14 protein-coding genes and 2 pseudogenes are annotated in these 20,241 nt (G+C 41.9%); 15 read left to right on the top strand and 1 reads right to left on the bottom strand.

The annotated features are described in order from the left end of the window. The first annotated feature begins 601 nt into the window (after window positions 1-601). Window positions 602-2,404, top strand: a complete 1,803-nt coding sequence (locus tag DL346_RS20110) for a competence protein CoiA family protein (RefSeq protein WP_112884177.1) — start codon at window positions 602-604, stop codon at window positions 2,402-2,404. 170 nt (window positions 2,405-2,574) lie between these two features. Beyond that, window positions 2,575-2,877, top strand: coding sequence for a hypothetical protein (locus tag DL346_RS20105; RefSeq protein ID WP_112884176.1), 303 nt, complete (start codon window positions 2,575-2,577; stop codon window positions 2,875-2,877). A gap of 148 nt (window positions 2,878-3,025) precedes the next feature. Here the strand turns inward: DL346_RS20105 and DL346_RS20100 are convergent, their stop codons facing one another. After that, window positions 3,026-3,457, bottom strand: coding sequence for a hypothetical protein (locus DL346_RS20100; protein WP_112884175.1), 432 nt, complete (start codon window positions 3,455-3,457; stop codon window positions 3,026-3,028). 362 nt (window positions 3,458-3,819) lie between these two features. Between DL346_RS20100 and DL346_RS20095 the strand changes: the two genes are divergently transcribed. The 13 genes and pseudogenes from DL346_RS20095 (at window position 3,820) to DL346_RS20025 (ending at window position 20,115) form a co-directional block, all read left to right on the top strand. After that, window positions 3,820-5,013, top strand: a complete 1,194-nt coding sequence (locus DL346_RS20095; RefSeq protein WP_165822595.1) for an endonuclease domain-containing protein — start codon at window positions 3,820-3,822, stop codon at window positions 5,011-5,013. A gap of 378 nt (window positions 5,014-5,391) precedes the next feature. Then, complete coding sequence (locus DL346_RS20085; protein WP_112884172.1) at window positions 5,392-6,834, top strand: hypothetical protein; 1,443 nt, start codon at window positions 5,392-5,394, stop codon at window positions 6,832-6,834. Window positions 6,835-6,872: 38 nt separating this feature from the next. After that, the gene (locus tag DL346_RS20080) at window positions 6,873-7,817 is read left to right on the top strand and encodes a PD-(D/E)XK nuclease family protein (RefSeq protein ID WP_112884171.1); all 945 of its coding nucleotides are present in this window, start codon (window positions 6,873-6,875) and stop codon (window positions 7,815-7,817) included. Between the two features lie 590 nt (window positions 7,818-8,407). After that, a complete protein-coding gene (locus tag DL346_RS20075; protein ID WP_112884170.1) occupies window positions 8,408-8,632 on the top strand; it encodes a hypothetical protein in 225 nt (74 codons plus the stop codon). A 1,100-nt stretch (window positions 8,633-9,732) separates the two neighbouring features. Then, window positions 9,733-10,872, top strand: coding sequence for a GAF domain-containing protein (locus DL346_RS20070; protein ID WP_112884169.1), 1,140 nt, complete (start codon window positions 9,733-9,735; stop codon window positions 10,870-10,872). A gap of 1,264 nt (window positions 10,873-12,136) precedes the next feature. After that, window positions 12,137-12,574, top strand: coding sequence for a hypothetical protein (locus tag DL346_RS20065; RefSeq protein WP_112884168.1), 438 nt, complete (start codon window positions 12,137-12,139; stop codon window positions 12,572-12,574). A gap of 300 nt (window positions 12,575-12,874) precedes the next feature. Continuing rightward, window positions 12,875-13,561 carry a hypothetical protein gene (locus DL346_RS20060; protein WP_112884167.1) on the top strand — a complete coding sequence of 229 codons (687 nt, stop codon included), beginning with the start codon at window positions 12,875-12,877 and terminating at the stop codon, window positions 13,559-13,561. 805 nt (window positions 13,562-14,366) lie between these two features. Further along, entirely contained in the window at window positions 14,367-14,894 is a 528-nt protein-coding gene (locus DL346_RS20050) for a hypothetical protein (RefSeq protein WP_112884165.1), read from the top strand. A gap of 324 nt (window positions 14,895-15,218) precedes the next feature. Next, window positions 15,219-15,839 (top strand): hypothetical protein, encoded by a 621-nt coding sequence (locus DL346_RS20045; protein WP_112884164.1) that lies wholly within the window; start codon window positions 15,219-15,221, stop codon window positions 15,837-15,839. A 186-nt stretch (window positions 15,840-16,025) separates the two neighbouring features. Further along, the gene (locus DL346_RS20040) at window positions 16,026-16,727 is read left to right on the top strand and encodes a stalk domain-containing protein (protein ID WP_112884163.1); all 702 of its coding nucleotides are present in this window, start codon (window positions 16,026-16,028) and stop codon (window positions 16,725-16,727) included. A gap of 455 nt (window positions 16,728-17,182) precedes the next feature. After that, window positions 17,183-17,299 (top strand): annotated as a pseudogene (locus DL346_RS29560) (helix-turn-helix domain-containing protein); the annotation flags it as partial. A gap of 778 nt (window positions 17,300-18,077) precedes the next feature. Further along, window positions 18,078-19,001: pseudogene (locus tag DL346_RS20030) on the top strand (heavy metal-binding domain-containing protein); the annotation flags it as partial. Window positions 19,002-19,242: 241 nt separating this feature from the next. Then, a complete protein-coding gene (locus tag DL346_RS20025; protein WP_165822592.1) occupies window positions 19,243-20,115 on the top strand; it encodes a Shedu anti-phage system protein SduA domain-containing protein in 873 nt (290 codons plus the stop codon). Window positions 20,116-20,241: the final 126 nt, after the last annotated feature.

Below are 20,241 nucleotides of genomic sequence, written 5' to 3'. Positions count from 1 at the left end.
TGGATTGTGGCTTCTTCCGCCGTCTACTAATTCTTCGCCTAGGTCCACGTTTATTTATGCCCGGCTCTTGTAGGTGTTTCCGTTTAGTACTCATTGACTTCCATAACCTTTTTGCTTTTATACAATCCATGCCGATGACTTTAACCGCCCTACTGCCGTGAAACCCCACCACCCCGCAAATTCAGAAGCGACCAACCAGGAGACCGCTGGTTGTTCCATTCTGAATCTTTTTGCGCTGCAAGGGGGATCCGGTGACACGGAAAGTCAGAAGAGAAAGAAAGAGTAGCCGCTGGCCAGTGCAGGAGGTTGCCGGCGCAGGCGCGTGGTGCTCCTGAGGCGGGTTTTCACCGCACATCCGAATCTGTTTCGCATCAGTCATCTTAGCCAGCCACACGGAACCTTACCGTGCAAGAGAGAACGCTGTCCCTCCGGGCAAGCCCTTGCTGGAACATGATTACAATCCCACGCAGATTAACTCTTTTTAAAGAAACACGGCAGATAGTAGTAATGGTATAATTAGGAAGAGGTCAATAGGTATGCGGATGCAGTTAACAATCTGTAAAGGTAATTCGCAAATCATAATTTAGTAAGGAGACACTCAATGCCACAATTTGCTTACTTCAGCCCTTATTTGAATTGGCAGCAAGATTTTCCTACTGGCAAGATCCATGCCTTTGAGGATCAAGAAAGTGTTCAATTGGATTGTCTAACCATCTCTGACAATGAAATTAAGCTCCTTCGAAGTAAAAGAGAGCAAATAAATTTGGAGTGTCCAATTTGTAATTCTCGGATGTACTATAACCAGGGTTATCGAAAAATCCGTCCTGATGGATCCGCAGTGATCGGTAGTAAAAGCTCCTATTTTTATCATAAAAATGATGAAGCTTGTCATGACAGTGAGTCCTTAGCTCATGCTCTGACGAAAAAGTACCTTTTTACAAAACTGCATGAGGCTGGCTATGTTGTTCGAGAAGAGCATCGTCACACCATCAATGGCAAGAAAGTTCGAGCTGACGTTGCTGCATTTGTAGGGAATGGAGAGAGGAGTATGCTCCGGCTTGTTGTAGAGGTACAAGCATCTAATATCTATCCTGCAACTGTTGCAAAACGTGTAAATGTCTATCGATCAGAAGATGTGCCTACGGCTTGGGTACTTTTATTAGATGATTTTTTCGAGTCTTATGCTGGAACGTTTCATGATGTTATTGATCTGGAAAAAAACACGACGGTTCGAGTACCGATAGCAGCTGGTGAAGAAAACCCATTCGTTGTAACGGGTAAAGACAGTAGAGCGTTTATGCTGATTATGAATGAATATGGCTACGTGCTTGGCTTAAATCATCAAGGAAATGTTTTTCTTATTCGAAGAGATCCAGTCAATGAGGACAAGCGTATGGCTGCATTCATGCAGGGGCATAATTGGACCCCCCAAGACGAACTCTACAAAATTACACGAATTGCGGATAAAGATATCGTACCGACCCTAGAATTAACTCCTCTTATTGAATTGGAAGAAGAAATAACTATGAAGGGACATCAAGGTAATTTCTTCGGAGGGGACGAGGGCCAGCATAACTTTACTGATGGCGGTGAGCATGGAGTTGATATCGATCATACTGTCATCGATTTCGAGAAAGGTAAACTGGAAGGTGCCGACGCTTACCTTGCATTGAATCCAATCCTGCTCATACAAGAGACTTGGAACGCGCAACGTCAGGCTCGTTTGAATTTTATAAGGCAGAGGGAAGAAGCGGAGGAAAAAGAGTTAGCAGAGCAAGAACTTCGTCGCATAGAACTAGAGCGGATCGCTGAAGAACAACGTACTCGTTTGGAAGAAGAACAACGACATGCTGAACAAGAGAGAATTCGCCAAGAAGAAGAGCGAGAAGCAGAAGCTCTGAATGAGAACATACGGCAGCAAGCGGAAAAGGAACGAACTCTTGAGGCAGAACGAATGGCCAGAAGGGATGAATTTCATCCAGGTAGAAAATTGTATATCACTTACCAACAAGAACGAGAAATTGAAAAACTACTATTGCTGTATGGATACGAACCAGTTAACTCAATGGATCTGCTAAGCCTTATGCAAGATGAAGCAGAGCACTTGAAAAGTTACCTGAAAGGTAAAGTTCAAGTTAGTCCACTAATTCGGTTGAATCGGAATGAAGACACCATCTGGTCGGCTTATAGAAAATTAGAGCGTCTGGATCGGCAGCAACTTGAGCGCAATTTATTTCCGGGTGGTTTACCACCATGGTTTGCCACAAAGAAATTCAAACTTGAGCAACAGGAATATATAGAACAGAAGAAATTGCTGAAGGTGAATCGACATAATAGTGATAATCACAAACCAAAAGAACCTCCACCAATTCCAAATGAAGAGCAAATGAAGTTCGATTTTTAAAGTGTCGAAAAAAACACATAAAAGATGTGGTTTTTAACATTCGCTATAGATTCTTGTCTTGATGAGGAAACACTTTCCAGAAAGTAGGCTTTCATATACAGTAGGTAAAATAAGTCAAAAGAATATCGAAAGTAAGTGAAAAATAACCGCTGAGAAGGAGTGTGTTGGGGATGGTCATTATCAAAGTGAACGAAGTTCCCAATTCGAAGGAAGGTCTGAAGGAGCGCGTACGCAAAGCCTGGAAGATGGATCAAGGCCGGCTCTACAATCAGCAGGATCTGGCAGCCGTATACCGCGGGGAAATTCTTGAAGTCTACAAGATTCTTGGCTATGCTGCTGACGAAGAGCACACAGACCGAGTAGCATTCCAACTTGAAGAGATCAACAGCTACCTGAAAGGCAAGAAGATCGCTTATCCGACAGCGAATCCAGCTACCATTTGCGACATCCACGCACTGAAAATCGTTGAATAGAACAAAACCGCCAAGATGGCTCGTAATGAAGAAAGGGCACCACCTTTATTGGGTAGTGCCCTTTTCATGTTCAGATCACCTTAACAATCGTACAACACTGTGTAACAATAAGTATGCGTAGGGGCTGAATGGCTGCGATCTGACGTATTCAATCCCATCCCAGACGGGGAAAGGGAATGATATTCGATCGGTTTCCTTTGAAGTAACCTTCGACTTCTAAGACTCTTGAGGCCATAGCTTCCTCGTATTTTCTGTCATGTTCCTTTTCAAGACAATGAGTGCAATGGTATACGTCTATCGGACGAATCCCGTACGCAACATATACATCATCTTCAAGGTCAGGGTCATAACATTCATCGGGGTCATTCGCACCCCAATACGAACTATGCCACGCTCCCATCGGTCCCATTGCATTTAAGCCTTTCAAACGTCCCGGTCTGCCGTTGTGTGCATCTGGGGTGTATCCGCACCCATCTTGAGAATGATGGATCACAATTACGTTTCTTGCCCTATCATAATTCGTCCATATCTTGAACATCCCGTACTCGATGTAATGTTTTTCCCAAGGCAATGACTCCATGAATGATTCCTCCCCATATTAGGAAGCTATGATCCTTCCTAGCAATAATTGTTTCCAAGTTGGTAGAAGGTAAACTGGATCACCCTCGAAGTTCAAAAATATAGTGTATCTGCATCAATCTTGGAGATGAGCCGGCATATGGTGCTATCCTTTAGAGCGGGGCCTTAATCATGAAGAAAGCCTGGCAGCCGTAGCTGACGAGCTTGATCCTTCACAGACTCAAGCCTCCGGCCGATAGAAAACTGCCAAGACCCACATTCAACGTCGTTATGACGCTCCATTTCGCCAGCTTAATGCGACATTTTTTACAGCAGCTGCCAACTAGAATAGAGGGAAATGGTATTTTCGTGGAGGACGATAAAGTGGCTGATACCCAATATAAAGATCCCATCTGGCTGCGCCAGAAGTATTTGGTTGAAGGGCTGTCTCTACATGAGATTGCTAAACTCTGCGGTGTTGGCCACAAGAATATTGATTATTGGTGTAAGAAATTTGGTATTGATTTACGAAAAAAAAGTGATGCCGTGAAAAAGCACTTTAAAGAAAAGAAAGTGCTTTATACAAATGACTGCTGGACTTGCGAAGAACCTTTTCCCGTTGATGGTCTAGCTCAGACAAGAGAAGGGACAAAGGCTTTTGTAAAATACTGCAGCGACGAATGCCGCAGACTCGGATTCAAACGGAGTCACAAAGAGAGGAGGGGTCGGTTCTTTACGGTGTGCAAAAACGATGATTGCGGAAAATGGTTTGAGGTCGAGTATGCCGATGAGGCTGATCCAAGCAAACCGCGCAAATATAAGAGAGCTTGTTCGGAGGCATGTACGAATGCCTTAAAATCCAAGAATCTAAAAGTGTTGCATGCAGAAGGGCGGATGGATGCGTTCTTTGACAGGATTAGGGGGTCATTCATTCGAAAGGTTTCTAAGGAAACCTTGATTAAACTCCTTCAATACGATCGGCTGTTAAGGAAAGAGATAGCAGCACGATTGAAAATTAAGCTGACTGTACTCCGAAGAGAATTTCAGCGACACGAAATAGAGAACGTGTTTTATAATACGTGCCCGCATTGTAATGAGCCGTTTCCCGTCCCAATCAGAAGTATGACGAATGAAGAAAGTAATAAATTCAAAAAGTATTGCTCCAGAATCTGTTTCTTAGGGGCGATAAAAAAGAAGGATACCTGGATTGAAAAAGCCGTATTGGAATACCTGACTGAGAAGGAGATAGAGTTTGTTCCACAGATGATCATTGGTAATTATATCTGTGATTTTTTTATCTCTTCCGCAAATCTCATTGTCGAGGCATTCGGTGATTATTGGCATGTCAATCCTGATATCTACGGCGTAACGAAGAAGGTGTATCCTCAACAAATTAAGTTCGCAGCGCGAGATGAAATTAAGCTAGAGAATCTGCGGGCTGCCGGGTATCAAATTATCATTGTTTGGGAGAACGATCTGCTTCAGCGACGATCCGAGACCTTGGATGGACTGCTTCAGGACATCAATTATGCCGTGAATCGAAATAGCGTATCTATTGACCGCGATTACAGGGATTGAATTGATGATGCTGTTTATCAGTTGGCAATTCCGATTCCAATGATATAGACCGTCTTGGCCACGAAACCCCAACACCCCGTAAATTCGGAAGCGTCCAGCCAGGGAAAAACACCCTGACTGTTCCATTCCGATTTTTTTTTACATCGCCGGCAGCTCTGCAAATTCCCGTTGGCGTAAAACCCGAGTTTAACAAGCAACGGCATGGAAGACACAGCTCCTTCCGCGGAGGTGTCTTCGAGTCCAAAGTCAGTCCTGCATTGTTATTGCAAACTATAATTTGTGATAGCTAATTCGATATTGACTTTACCTCACTGGTGGTTTATTATCATTTTGTAATCACTAACAAGCGTTTGAAATCGCTAAGAGGAGGTTTGTGAGATGAAGGACATCGAGGGAATCGATACGGTTAATGATGAAATTCACCCAGAGGATGTTGATAGCGCCGTAAGCGAATCATGGGAAGCATTGGTATCCAATCTGAAGCGGCAGCTTTACGAACTCAACATTGACGTCAGCAATGTAGATTTCGAATCTGGGTCGTCTGTGTTTAAAAGCAAAGTCAAGGCGGTTTTTGACGCGGCATTGAACAATAAGTATCGTTCCACATCTACACAAAAATTGGAGTTGAAAAGGGATTGTCGCTGGTTGCTTGAAATGCTGTTTTTGAACTCGTTCGTTCCGAAAACGCTGGAGGGCGCAGATTTTACGGTTCCAGCAGAGTTCTGGAACACTACACTAGGCAGTACCATCAAACGGATCATATACCCGCCGCTCCCTGAAAATCGAGATTATGAGCCGATTTCGGCAAAAGAAGCAGCAGATATCTTGGGTATGTCTACGGTATACGTTCAAAAAATAGCTGCTGAAGAACTCGAAGGTAAAAAAATATCCAGCGGTTGGGTTGTGAACCTTTACCGTGTCATGGATTACAAACAAAATGGAGGGAAGGGGACCGATTTGATTATTAAAATCGAATACGCCGTAAGCAGTAAGCGCCTTCGCGAGCACTTAGTTGAAACGGGAAAAGACGCTCCAAAGACCGGTTCATTCGAAACAACATTATCGGCTATCCCAATTAATTTGCGGGAACAAGTCATTGACGCAGTCGCTAAATTCAAATCCCTAATCACCAGAGATTACCAAAGAAAAGTAATCAACCTTGCAGCTGCTGTTGATGAGTTAGAGCTGTATTTGGATGGTGAAGACGTATTCTTCGTCGATAAGGATGCAGGAATTGAAGACTTGTCCATCCATAGTGGGAACGCGATGGAATATATAGAAAAGTTTCTGGCTTGGCACGAGAAGCGCTGTGATAGCATTCATGCAAATGAAAAAGCTGAAAAGTTGGCCAAGGAACAACGAGAGATTGAAGAAGAGGCAAACCGACTTAAGTTGGAAAGTGTGTGGGAAGAGGAAATGTTTGCATGGGTAGAGAAAGAAGGTAGCTCATATCTACAGAAGCTGTGTCATCTAGGCTACGATTGTACAGACAAATATGTCTCAGAGCGTGCCGGTTTAGAATTTCCATCGTATTTGCTTAATGAAGGTGGACACTATCGCAGATATAGGCTGGATCATCCTTCTGAACCCGTACTCGATGAAATTCTACGCTTACGTAAGCTGGAACAAATGAAAGGGTTGAATGTTAGATCATATCAGATTTTTCATCATGAAGAATATGGAGCTTATGTAGGAGAGCTCGTTGAAATAAGCGGATACTTGGGCAAGTATAACCTGTACCGCGTCTTTATTGACGAAGTTAATGAAGCAACGAAAGCCGACGAAGCGATTGAAATTGACGAAAGTGATCTACCGTTCTGAAATCTTCGAACCTGGCCATATTTGAATATCGAGGGGTGATGCCAGTGGGGTGTTTTTCGTGGTCGAAGACACGCGATGAGATATTTAATGCTTGTCCGCGACAGTATTACTTCCAGTACTATGCCATGACAGACAAGAACATGGATCAGCTGCGAATTAAACGATTAAAAGGGTTAACGAATCTTCACCTGTTAGCTGGTGAGGTTGTCCATGACATTTGTGGATCAATTGTAACAAAGAAGAACATCCTTGACCCAATTGACTTAATCGCGAAATCGAAACATGTTCTTCTTGAAGCAATAAAGAAATCCATCTTCAAATCGCATGAATGGCTTGTAAACCCAAAGGCCTTTTCAATGCTACATGAAGTTTACTACGACAGTGACTTTAGATCTTCGACCGATATTACAAAACGCGCATACCTTTTCTCGAAGCTGAGCCCCGCATACAACGATATTGTCGATCGGATGTCTACCTGCATCACCAACCTGTTTGCCAGCCCCACTGTGAAGGATTTAATGACTTCGAACTTTGAGATCCTAGAGGTTGAACAACTTGGAACAATGCAGTTCGATGGTGTCCCTGTTTACATCAAACCCGACTTACTTTACCGTCAAAGTAACGGGAATTTCGTTATTGTAGATTGGAAGACCGGTAAACGGAATGCTGGTGATGAGATACAGTTTAAGCTTTATGCTTTGTACGCTCATTGCAGATATAATATTCCGTTAGAAGACATTCGAGTACGGGCCGATTACCTGCTTACGAATGAGTCCATTGTTTCATCTGTCATCGAGGAAGAGGTTTCGTATTTGAATAGTTGGATATCGCACAGTATTACAAATATGAAGGACTTCTTGAGAGACAAAGACCAAAATATACCGTTACCAGCGGAATTTTTTCAAACAAACCCCGGATATAATAAATGCCAGCTGTGTAAGTTCAAAGAGATATGTCCGGAACAAAAAAAGAGACCAGCCTGAGGTGCGAACTCAGCGGTCCAATGTGAATAGTGTTTGATTTAATTGTAAGGCTTCACTGCAGAGATAACAAGTGGGAACTGAACCGCTGATTTCGTAATAAGGAATCGGCAGTTTTGAAAGTGAAATACTAGCTCCTAAATAAACGGATCGCGCTGCTCAGCCTAAATTAGGTTGAGCTTTTTTTTGCCGCGAAACCCCACCACCCTCAAATTCGGAAGCGACCAGCCATGGAAAGACACCCTGACTGTTCCATTCCGAATTTTTTTGCGCCGCCTGCAGCTCTGCAAAAAGGGGTACCCGGTGGCGCGGAAAAGCTTGATCAAAGGCTAGGAAGACACCGTTGGGGACTTGCGGTGTCCTCGGATTCAAATGGTGGCCTCTGGCTGCCAAGCTGGGGTCGATGTTTTGGCCCCTCGTTCGGTTTATGACTTAATAAAAAAATTGCATTTCTGCAAAATTATTAGAAGGATTATTAAGACGCTTCGAAAAATGCAATTATACCGTTTTCCAACGGTGGGCGGAGGGAGGGAGTCCTCGTGGGCGTCAGAAATGACTTAGTATCCTGCGGGTGGCACTGAGGTACATAAACTATGAATAACAAGAAATCAAAAGCACGCGATTTCAAGGAGGTTCTTGCTAAACTTATTTTCAAGGCTCTGGTATGGCTGATTTTAGGCTATACGGTGAATCACGCAATTGAAACGAGAAACGGCTTTGGATTTGCAACCCAGGGCTATGGTAAGACCATCTCCGCTCAATACAACATGTCGTGTGATAATACTCTGCCCCCTAGCAAGGATACGCAGAAGCCATAAAAAAACAGGAGCATGCTGGGAAGCATGCTCCTGTTTTTTTTGAGCGATGTCCAAATGCAAGGTAGACACCGCAAAAACGCGGTGTCCTCGGATTCAATGGTGGCCTCTGGTAGCCAAGCTGGAATTGCAATGTTGGCTGCCTCCGGCCGGCGAGTCTCACCTCAAACCTTCTAGGAAGAGATCCCCGTAAGACTGCGCATGCCATCATTTCCGCTTGCGCTCCAATCATGCAAACGCTTCTCAAAAGCCGGCATCATGACTCCGCTATCGCTTCGACATCATGCCAAGAAGCAAAAACCAAGATCAAAATAGCCGGTGGCCATCGTAGTGCTATTGCCGGCGGGTAGCGCTGCGCGAATGGGTCGCGTTTCAATCAAAACATCCTAGAGTGTAACGCATCCGTCATTCAAGCCAGCCACATAAGAACCTTCCCCTGCAAGGGCAGTTTATCTCTTTCGAGAACGCTGGCCCTCCGGGCAGACCCTTGCACGGAAAGAACCTCATGCGGCCAATCGGCTATGACGGCTACGTTACACGGATGTTTAGCTCCTTGAAAGCTCCCCATACGCTCCACGCAAATCGCCAGCGGCGGCGAACTGCTCGTCCACAGGCAAGACCTTAAATGATCCGCTCATCGCCGCTTGGGCTAGACCGGCAAACGAGGCCGGATGTTAAAGGGACCAGAGACATGAAGCCGCCTTTTATGTAGATCTGGACAATCCACCGACCTTTTACGGATGGCAGTTTGCCTTGGACGGCAAGGTGTACCGCTTAATCTACAGCTTCGTAACGAAGCAAGTAGCTGCGGATTGCATTCCAGTTAAAAGCAATAGGAGAGCAGGTTCCATGCTCCAAACGCCTATGCCAAGCCCAAATTGCCCAAAATGCTTGGCGGTGATGGGACGTGCCGATTACTTGGAGGGTGACGATAGATTTGTTTCTGCGTTCATCTGTATGAATGAGGATACCTGCAATAATAAGCAGAAATGAATTCGCATGAAAATCGATAATCCTGAAATGACTCTGGTAAATTGTTGATGTGAGGCAACGGCCATTTTGATATAATAGGTGCTGATTTTAAAAGGGCGGAGGATGTTGTTGTGGCTCAGAATGAAGAAGAATTACAAGACATGCTTTCTGATGGTAGATATAATCGGTTTTTGCACCGGCTAACTGAGTCCTGGCAATCCATCACTATAAAATGGATCGTTAATTTCATTTTAGCAATTCTCGATTTCATAAATTTTCCGTTAATGGTGATCCTGATTTTATTTTCCTTCGAACAGGTCGTGCAGATCTGGAAACCGAAATTTGACTTCGTTACCATATCTAACGTTCAATTTCTCATATATGTGTTCGGAGGCTGGCTATTATTACGTTTTCTATTCGAGAAGACCCTTCGTAACATTACATCAACGCATGTGATCCCGATATGGTTTGCAAACTCAAAAGGCGTACTTCGCAATCACTTTTATTCGATTGAAAAAGCTAGACAGTATAGCGCTGACTTAGATCTCTTTGTTCAAAATCAAGCAGATGAGTACATACGGCAAAAAATACGAGAAACAGAAGAGTTAACCCAAAGATTGAATAGCATTGTCACTCGGTTGAGAGAGCTATCAGAATTTCCAAACGAGACTTACGAATCTATGAACCGTACGATCGAGTTTCTGACTGATTCAGTCCTAAAACCAAACGACCCTCGCTCCCACATCCAAATAGTACTTGATCGGATCTTGAAAGAGATATCTACGACGAAACCAATCCAAAGCTATATTAAGTCAGCAACCATCATGATATTAGATGATGATTTACAGCTCCGAATTGGTGGTCAATTAAACTTGTCGAACAGTGATTTGGCCAAAGAAATAGCGTATGGGGAGAGATTCGCAGGAAAGATACTGAAAGAAGGGAAATCTGCATGGGTACCAGATGTAGAAAGTAGAGAAGCCCAGCAAGAGTATGATTTTAAGCCAGATTTGAAACGCAAATACACATCGGTATTTGGTTATCCAATGCAACCTCAAGGCGATCTGCATACTGATGCGTTTCTCGGCGGTGTCATTTGCCTGCATTTCAGAGAAGTAGATATAGATGAAACTGAAATAACAATCATTGCTAAAACGTTGGAGGTATATTTGGAATTCGTTATTTCTGCTGTTAAGTTGCGAGGTTTTCATAATATATTGAAGAGAGAATATGGTATAATAGTAGATAAAGAGATTGCTGGAGGTGCTTAGTCATGGGATTGTTTAATAAACGTGATACTGAAAAATCCAAGGTAATCGTTAAACACTCCATTGGTGTTCGAGTACCGTCGGTTAGTAAATTGGATCGAGAAATTGCGCAACTCATAAAGCCTATGGAAGACTTGAAGAAAAGCAGCGTTTTTCTCCATATGAAGAAGTAATTGAGGTGGAGCCCACGAATTCGTAGGGCTCTTTCTATTTTCGCGTATATCCTTATTATAATAGGGCATGACTGAACTAAAAGAGTTTAGTTAGGTAGGGATTACTATGCGTTTATGGAAAAGCCAAGAGGCGGGTGCGAAGTCAAAGCGAATTATAAAGCTTGATATTGGAGTACGTGTCCCACGAAATAAAAAATGGGATAAGGAGCTAAAAGATATTCAGAAAAGTTTGAAGCGATTGGGCAAATCGTAATAAGTCATAGATTGAGATACGCGGATTTCGCTGCCGGAAAAGGTGGCCCTGTTCTTTGGACAGGGCTTTTATTATTAGAGTCGGCCTCCACCGACAAAACTATTGTTCAGCACGCACAAGGTCGGATCGGCACACTTCAGACTAACGATGAGTAAAGAGGCGGCTGATAAGCGGCGTACGAAACGAAAAAAGAGGAGGCGACGGCCGAGCCTAAAAAGCTGCGTATGCGCTCATGCTCAACGAATTGCAGGCAGCACTCTAAAAACTGGCCAGCTACACGCGCTGGACTGTTTTTTTTTGCGTCCGAAAGGAAGACACCGCAACCACCCGAGCAGCAGCTGAAGCTGTGAATAATCCGGATCATGCTCTTGGAGCTCATTTGTAAGAAGGGGTGCAGAAGCTCTATGAGTGGCAGGGGACTCCTGTCCGAAAAAAGGTGAGACTTTACGATGGATACGAGGGAGTTATTATGCCTAGTATGGGATGGTGTATTTCCCAGACGGATAGATAGTTCATCGGAGCGGAATTGTTGGGGGGACTAAAACTTTATTGAGTTAAAATCTGGTAATGGTGCTAGAGTCGATGCTATCATATGTCTATAGTCCTAAGTGCAAATATGGAGGATACTAGCATGATTCTACATACTACCAAAGATGAGCACTTCAAAAACGGGGATTATTCCGATTTCCGAAAAGCTCGTCCATGATCACATAAGGAGGCGTGAAAGTGTACCACATTGGCTTGATTGATGAATTTACAAACTTTATGTTTGAATGAGTCTTGAAAGGCAGGCTCTCGGTGTCATTAAAAGGAAGTAGATCTTGATAAGGAGTGTGCGTAGTTGAAATCAACGATAAAAACGTGGTCTATTGTGATTTTAACAATTCTAGGCGGGTTTCAAGTGCTCTCATGGGTTATTAACGTTGCACCAAAGATCGATGCATTATATGATTCATCAGCCAATTACGAAATGCGCCAGAATAAGTATGAAGATATTGCGGAAAGAGCATATAAAACGGGTAGACTTTGGGGGAGAGCCGCTGCTGAAGGTTACGAATTATCTGGTCAAAACGTGGACGAACGTAGGGCGGCCGCTGCAAAAATATTAAGCTCTAGATCGTTTGACAATTATTGCTGGGGTGCTGATGATTGCGGGGATCTACCTACAAATGATCAAATTTCAACGATTTTCGGAACCGTTGAATTCGGCTCGAAGAATATGCCGAATTACGCATTTAGGTCAGGGTTCATAGATTCTTATGTGGAGAATACGGAGTGATTTACTAGATTTACTATGGCGACATTTTGGCGCGGGCGGGGGGTCGGCGTATATTTCAAGCGTCAATCCCATTGGCATGATGCAGATGGCAAGAAAATCATTAGCTTTGAGAAAGCCAAAGTGGTTGCATTTAAGTTCTTGGATGCTTCTATAGAAACGTAAGTAATTAAATACTATGAATTAAACTGGGGGAGTAGAAGGGGAAGCAGGTACGTTTACAACATGTAGAACACCAAGGTATTAAGTTCAGCAGCAGCATATGTTTTTTAGTGAACTCGAAATAAATAAGAGGAGGCACCTATGTTCATTGACTCCAATAAACTAAAACGCCAATATGCTGCTAAAGGGCGGTTTTACCAGATCGGGTACCAGAACGGGAAGAATGCTTTGTGCAGAAGCTGTTTAGACATATTCAGTAGAAACTTGGATATTGATAATCAGAGCCCCGATGCCTTTATAATTATGCAAAACCCCGGAGACTCGGTCTCCCTTGAGGCCATCGATAATTCTTTTGATGGCCCTATCTATCGACGTACTCATCCACGTTTGGATCAACTAATCAGGCAAACCCCCATTACCATGGCTAAACCTGATAAAACCCAATATCAAGTAATGAGGCTCATGCATCATTATGGTTGGAACTATGCTCGTGTCCTAAATCTTGGTGACTTGCGCGACACAGTAAGCGATTCATTTATCAAAAAATTTCTAATTATAAACGATCGGTACTTAAGCATTTTCTCAGGTGTCAGAAATACAGAGCTTTTCAATCTCATACATACGATCGATAGCAAACCAACTGTGGTTGCATGGGGCGTTGATAGACGTCTCAAGTCACTTGCCATTCAAGCTTTAGGCGCTCTCCCAGATCATATCTGTGGTCTCTCTGGCGATCACGAGCATTTGTTTTATCATCCTCTACCAAGAAAGAATGAAGGTCCGAGAAAATGGCTTGAGAGATTCATCAGTGAAATAACATATTCATAGAGATCCCTTGCAGTGTTGCGATGCCAAGTTCTTGTCAAAGACAAGAACTTCCCAAACATTTTATTGCAATGGCTTACTGTGACTCACTGAATCTGCAAGAAAGCATGAATACAAATTGTTTGCTCTTCTGTGCAAATGCAACATGCTTCTCTTTTTTTAAGCCGGACAGGTGAAACTCCCTTGCTCTTGCAGCTAAAGCCTTGAATTTTCTGTCTGATTTTAATAGCCTTAGTTCCTTACGGTCTGCCCTTCCAACAACTTTTCGGTTGTTATCGTAGACCTCACCGGTATTGACATCTAACTTATATCTATTCATAGGCTCTATGCTGTGACCGTGTGGAACGGAAGGAAAGGGATCTACGTCGTACTGGTGGAACATCCATAACATTTTAAAGATTTTGATCTTAGGGACGTATGCTTTCGGTAATTTGCTAAAGTTGATCGCTTTGTTGTATTTAATTATAGTCGCCTCCAGTCATAATTTTAGATGAGCAAAGAGCCCCCTATAAAAGGGAGCGAATTGCCCACGCTGCGAATCTGAGAATTACCCCGATTGCTCGCGGCGTGATTTCGAATGAATCTCGTGTGATCTTCATTCTGCCGTCTCACATCCTATGGTAGTCAGCACCATAATTTTACCAGAACTATCGAATGGTGGACATACATTTTCTTCGGACAGGGCTGCTTTTATTATTAGAGTCGGCCTCCACCAACAAAGATGAGCGTTATACATCTATTTCCAAAAAAAAGTCGCGAAAGAAAGAACACCAGGAATTCAATCGTTAGCAGGAAGGTGAAGTAACCAATGACCATCGTTAAAAACATACTGCGCACGCCACTCTTTATCATTATCAAAATGGCGGCCGTCTACATTGTGGGGAAATACTGCATCTTCGCCTTCAATGATAAACCGTTTATTTGGTCGGATGAGCTGACGTTGACGGGATGGTGGACCTTTATTTTGTACCTGATCTATGTTATTGCAGCTGTTATACCGCCTGATGGGATGGATTCATCGCCGCTCTTTATCCATGCAGAGGTCATTAAAACGATTAATAAAAAGAGATTTGATTTTGGTGATAAAATCAAAGAAGCTAGAGGGTTATATCACTCCATACCTAAATTCATTGACGATGTTTTCTACTACGAACACAAGCCGATTAGTAATCCGTTAGAAGTGATCCAAAAAGCTGAGGCGTTTATCCTTGTCCTGAATGCACTCAATACGGGCAGCGCTGATCAGTTGATTGCGAAACTGGAGCACATCATTGAAGAGGCAGAATACATGCTGGAGAACGACTGCACTACGCTTATTATTAAAGCGAGTGCATGAATTTCTGTTCTGAATGAAATTCGATCGAAGATAGGTCTCCTTTATGCGTGGAATGGGTATTATCATTGTTATTATTCTATGTATCGTCTTAGGGTTTCGGGCGGAAGGTATCTCCGTTTCACCTTATATGGATTGTTTTGGTTTGGATATCAGCAATAATGAATTTGATACGAATGGTATAAATGAATGTTAAAGGCAGCTGAAATCATGGCTGCCTTTAATTCTTTCTTCACGACCTTAGCACCAAGTTCTTGTAAACTATTGAATAGAGATGGCCGATGTATATGTACGTCAGCTAATACAATTACTTCTAGGAGGAGCAGGATGTTTATTTTATTGATCTTAGTGGCTCTGCTACTGTTTTTCGGAGCTACTAAAATAGGTAACGGAATACTTGGAAGATGCTTGGGGATTGCCGCTGTTATCGTTCTCATTGTTGTGTCGGTTTCATTGTTTAAGTTTATTAAACAACACTGGATCTGGACTATTCCAGTTATATTGCTTCTCATCGGGTTATGGTTTCTAATGTTGTATGTAGAAGCTAAGCGAAAGTGGATAAAACCGGTGAAACCTGTGAAACATCCTCACCTTCGCTTTGATGGTTTATATTATGACGATGGAAAGGTACTGCGGTTTTATCCAAATGGGATCTTAGTCTATGAATCAATTCCATTTTGGGAGAATCCTTCCATTGAAAACCTAATCCAACAACAGAAACCAAGACTCATGAAACGACCAAATGGATATTTTCTATCGACCCGTAAACAAACGCACTACACGGTTGAAGGCGATGTAATTCAATATAGCACAGAAGCTATTGTGGAAGATTACGTATGGAAAGGTTCTTTACAACAGGGAACATCCAATTTAGTTATGGTGTGTAACATTTATATGGACCCAATGATTCAAAAGTATAAATTTTACCCATTTAACCAACATAAATAAATTAGTCGAAAATCGCGTACCTGGGACCTCTAGGTACGCTGTTTTGTACGCTGTTTTGCTGTCGGACTAATACGATACATTAGAAACTTCTCGCCCCATTTTTTAACTGGACACAAGATAAACTTAAGCTTATTATACAGTTTAGGTAAAACGAACCATGACAAAAGATGGGAGACAACTCTAACGATGCTGAAAAAATCAAGACAATTTATTGCGGGAGTTCTGGTTGGTGCAACTCTATTTGGAGGGACTACAGTGTTGGCAGCAAATAAAACAATTCTGGAGATAACAACACTTCCATTGAAGTATTTCTTCGATGGATTACAAATAAATCCGCCTGAAGACCAACAAGGATTCGTGTATAAAGGAACTACATACGTACCTCTCAGATTCGTTAGCGAATCTCTTGGAGAAAAAGTTACTTGGGAAGGTAAGACAAGTAGTATCTATGTTGGTAAGATGCCTGAAGGGAAATTAACCTATTTAACTGACTTACAGCCACATTCTACATCAGGTTCTTTTAATACTCTTATTAAAGATAGTGGTAACTTTACGACAATAATGAATCAAACCTATAGCAAAAGTATGCAATTAAACACTTACAATCCAGCTTCGGGAGAGTATTTACTTGATGGTCAATATAAAAGATTCCAAGCGGGATTAATGCCTGACTCATATTGGAAAGGTAAGAATAGTGAAAAACTTGGAATCATAAAGATTTATGGGGATGGAGAGGTACTGTACTCCAGTCCAACTATTTCCTCTAATGCATCAGAAATTGAAAACATTGATATTGATGTTACTAGGGTTCTAAAATTGAGTATTGAGTTCGACCCTTATATAACTTCGCCGTACATTGACTTTATTCAACCAAGATTTATTCAATAGATAAATTTTCCATGATAATCAATCCGCACATGAAGGAGAATACGTCCAAAAAAAATATTCGCGTGTCGCCGTTCGCCCAGAAGACGTAACACATGTTCGTAAAAGTCGGATTTTATACATATGTCTGTAAATCAGTTTAATCCCATCTATGACCGGGATAATAAGCTGCCCAAAGTCGAAATTTTAGTTCGACCTTCTTGCTATACATAGAAAAAAGAAGCCGATTACATTTCCGGCTCCCTTTCTGACACATTTATTTATTTTTTGATATGTAGCTTTCCTTGTACAAGCCGATGATCTTAATCCGTTAATAGCTTTTGAAAGAAAGTATGATGGTAGCGGTGGTATTTGGTTAAAACCGTAAAGCGAATTAGGGATATAAGGAGCCGCAGAGCCCGTCACTTTGCTCAGGATTGTAACTGACTTCCCATTTCCCATACTGCCGATAGATTCGGTTGACAAACTCCAAACGCCAGAACATCAACTTTCAGCATATAGAGAAGATAGCCGAAGCACTTGATATTACAGACATTCGCGACATTATCGGCATCGATCTCGTCGAAGAACCATAACCGTCCATCTCGGACGGTTTTTCTATTGAATCTGATCTCTATAAAGGTACTGGAGTAAAAAGAAAACCACATGGAGTTGTTACACTCGCATGTGGCTCTAAGGTAGATAAGTTTCTTTACTTACGTTTCATAAGTGCAATTAATATAATTATCCCCAAAAATATTATTACAAAAAGAAACAAAGCACCTAACCTTACAATTAACTTTCTTTTTTCAGGATCGTGGCTTGATTGTTGATAAGCTCCGATACCGAGTAATGGAATACCAATTAAACCAATGAAGGGCAACTTATCAACCCACTCCAATTGTCGATTTAATAAAGTGTATTCATTACATAATCTCACTATCCCTGATAGGATAGATGTCAAGCTAATAAAAACCATACCAACCACGAAGAGAATCGGGTACTTTGATCTTCTGTAGATAAAGAATGCTATTAATAATGAACCTAAACCGATCGATAGAATTAAATATAGTGGTAACGGTAGGTTCTCATAAAATGTAATAATTCCTAATCATCTCCCTTCTAATCGAACAGATAGACTTTCAACTTATTTGCTCCATATGAGACACCAAGTCCAATTACCACACCGCCAGCAATTACAACCACCGCAGGTGCAGCGGTAGCAAGTAGCGCCCCTGCCACTCCAGCAGTTAATGCTCCACCGATTGAAATCCCAGCAGCACCTGCTGCTTCCCATCCATCATATTTTTTAATGTCATTATAGACGTCAACACCAGTTAGGGCAATTGCTGCTGGGCCTGCTACACAGGTACAGGCATATTATTTGATTTGTTTGCTGATTTTACAGACTTTTTTGGCGGGAGGTCGGCTTCGTATCAGAACCAGCTTAAAAGCATCTACGATGAGGTACTCGATCAACTAACCGACGAAGCGATCAAAGTAGGAGCTAATGCGATAGTTGGAATATCCCTTGATCATGATGAAATTTCCGGTAAAGGCAAGCAAATGTTTATGGTAACGGCAACTGGCACTGCTGCATATATACCGGATTACAAGGGCAATGAAGTTAAATACGAGAATGAAGTAACTTTGGAGAAGTGCCAATTGGAGTATACTCGGCTGAAAACTATCCATGTCGTGAAGCATAACTATGCGCAGGTCGAGAATAAATGGGCGTATTTGACCACAAATAGCGTGCCGGAATTGATGGAAGAAGTATACAAATACTACTTGTCTAATATGCAATACTATGAATCTGGTATGACTGCATCGAATACGATGCAATATTTCTCACAAATTCCCGAGCCTGCTGTCACTGCGTTTTTCTATTCGAAATTGAAGTCAGCCGAAGATGTCAATGTTAATATAAAGTTCATCAAGGAATTAAAGCTCGTTAATTATGATCATATCGATCACGTATTTGCTACAGGAAACGAGCAGGTTAAGAAGACTTGCGTCTCTATACTTGCGGGAGATAAACGTAAATATTACGCCGATGATTACTGGAAGTTGGAAAAGCTTGTTCAAACGATCCAAGCGGAGTTTGCGACCAGATCCGTCGTAGACGCAGATAAGTGGACATGCTCATGCGGTAAGGTAAATAAGGTTAGCCATGAGTATTGTAAATCTTGCGATAAAGATCAGCGCGGCTTCAAGAAGGATGAAGGCAAATTAGATGATATAATAAGTAAGCTTAAGGAGCAGTGCGTGAGAATATGGAAAACCCAGAATTTTTGAGCATCGAGCCTATTTCCAACGTGAATATTAAGCGGAAATAGATCTATTATGTTATCTGTTTCCTAAGTATATCGACTGCTTTTTCAAGGAACAAACGATTCCTGAAGGCCGGTCTCTATAACACTTAATATCACGCATAGTTCTTGGTGATTCTTTTGTTTATCATTGCGCGACTTAGTAATGTTATATACACGGTATAATTTCGATTCAATGGAGGAAGCAATCCGGGAGGTGTTTAGGTTTGGTATTCACAAAAAAATATGAATTTATAAAAGATCCACCTAAAGAGATTGTTTGGGAAGAATACGAAAAAGTTTCTATACAAGAATATTATAAATTACTTGAATCATCCAGTGATAACGAGGCAGCTTTTCAACTATTTTTTGAGGAAAATCCGTCATATGTTCCCGGTGCACTAGAACTCTTTGGACAATCTGGCCATTATCCACATATGCATACTTTAATCTCACAACCACAAATTGGAGGCCCTTTTAAAAGGTCCCCAGATTTTCTATGGTTAGCAAATGACAGCCTTACTTTTACACCGGTTTTTATTGAAATCGAAAAGCCAGCAAAAGTTATGTACACAAAAGGTGGAGATATGAGGGCTGAATTTTCGCAAGCTATCGGACAGATATATGAATGGCAGACGATACTAAATAAGCCAACAAATCAGCTTTTATTTTTTGACTTTTTTAACATTCCCCAATCATTGAGAGAAAGAGATTTTAAACCACAGTTTCTTTTGGTATATGGAAGAAGAGATGAGTATGAGACTAATGAACTTTTGAGAGGGAAAAGAGCTGCCGTTAGAAAAGATAACATCGATATTATGTCCTTTGATAGACTTCGACCAATTAGAGATTATTATGAATTTACATCGAGCCAAGTGCGGAATAAAGAGTACTGGATCAAGAATATTCCTCCTACATTTAGATATCGTCCGGATTGTGCAAAAGAACTTGTTTCGGCTAAAGGTTTCCAAGAAGCAATATTGCACATGAGGCATACATCTGAAGCGAGAAAAGAATTTTTGAATAATAGATACAGCTACTGGAGTGAATACGGAGGACTTTCTGATATGGGTATTCTTTCGAGCGGCGAAGGGGAATAACCTCTTTGAAAACAAGTGCTATTCCATTGTTATTCAGAAATTATCTAATGGATTTGGTTAAACATCTTGCCTAATGATAATGGATTCTTTGCTACAAGGATCACTAAATGTAACAATTGGGATGTC

Source organism: Paenibacillus montanisoli, from assembly GCF_003268025.1.
GTDB classification, from domain to species: domain Bacteria; phylum Bacillota; class Bacilli; order Paenibacillales; family Paenibacillaceae; genus Paenibacillus_Z; species Paenibacillus_Z montanisoli.
The sequence above is the reverse complement of the archived record's forward strand: the minus strand, read 5'-3'. Positions and strand labels throughout refer to the sequence as shown.